Annotated in this window: 1 protein-coding gene; it reads left to right on the forward strand. The window is 71.1% G+C overall.

Going from position 1 to position 291, the window contains the following annotated elements:
• Window positions 1-265: carboxyl transferase domain-containing protein (locus LZP73_RS20255; RefSeq protein WP_326490377.1), on the forward strand; the 265-nt coding region annotated here is incomplete at its 5' end.
• Window positions 266-291: the final 26 nt, after the last annotated feature.

Consider the following 291-nt stretch of genomic DNA (forward strand, 5'->3'; position numbering starts at 1 on the left):
GCAGGCGGCGTCGGTGCTCTCCACCGTGCGCGGCGAGCAGCTGGATGCCGCGGGGACACCCTGGTCGGACGGCGACAGAGCAGCCTTCGAAGCGCCCATCCGCGCGCAGTACGAAGAGCAGGGCAGCCCGTACTATTCGACGGCGCGGCTCTGGGATGACGGGGTGATCGAGCCGGCGCAGACCCGCGACGTGCTCGGCCTCGCCCTCGACGTCGTCTCGCGCGGCCCTCTGCCCGACGTCGGCTACGGCGTCTTCCGGATGTGATGCAGATGTCCGACACCGCTGCCGTC

The organism is Shewanella sp. AS16 (genome assembly GCF_021412365.1).
Classification (GTDB): domain Bacteria; phylum Pseudomonadota; class Gammaproteobacteria; order Enterobacterales; family Shewanellaceae; genus Shewanella; species Shewanella salipaludis.